The sequence below is a fragment of the Stenotrophomonas sp. GbtcB23 genome, assembly GCF_019091045.1.
GTDB lineage: Bacteria > Pseudomonadota > Gammaproteobacteria > Xanthomonadales > Xanthomonadaceae > Stenotrophomonas > Stenotrophomonas rhizophila_A.
The window spans coordinates 1-355 of the sequence record NZ_JAGXKC010000256.1; the positions used below are offsets into that span (position 1 = coordinate 1).

The following is a 355-nucleotide window of genomic DNA, read 5'->3' on the forward strand; positions in this document are numbered from 1 at the left end:
TTCTTTCCTTTTGCACGATCTTTCTGCCTCAACCGGACTGTGACCGACGCTGACGCGGCACCGATCCTGACGCCTCCGGCACGTCCTTGTGCCGCTTTTTCCATGAGGAATCGGCGCAGGAGAAATCGGAGGCTAGGCCATGCAAGGGACGAACGTGCTGTTCGGTCAGATTGCCGTGGTATTCGGCATCGTGATCGCCGGCGTGTGGGGCGCCACACAATGGACAGCAGCCGCCCTTGGCTATCAGCTACGCCTTGGCTCGCCCTGGTTCGATCTTCTTGGCAGGCCGATCTACCACCCGTGGAAGCTGTTTGAGTGGTGGTTCTTCTTCGGTGCCTATGCGCCGGAGGTCTTC

The 355-nt window shown here is 59.7% G+C and carries 1 pseudogene; it reads left to right on the plus strand.

From position 1 onward, the window contains the following. Positions 1-139: 139 nt before the first annotated feature. Positions 140-355: pseudogene (locus KVS69_RS19015) on the plus strand (conjugal transfer protein TraG); the annotation flags it as partial.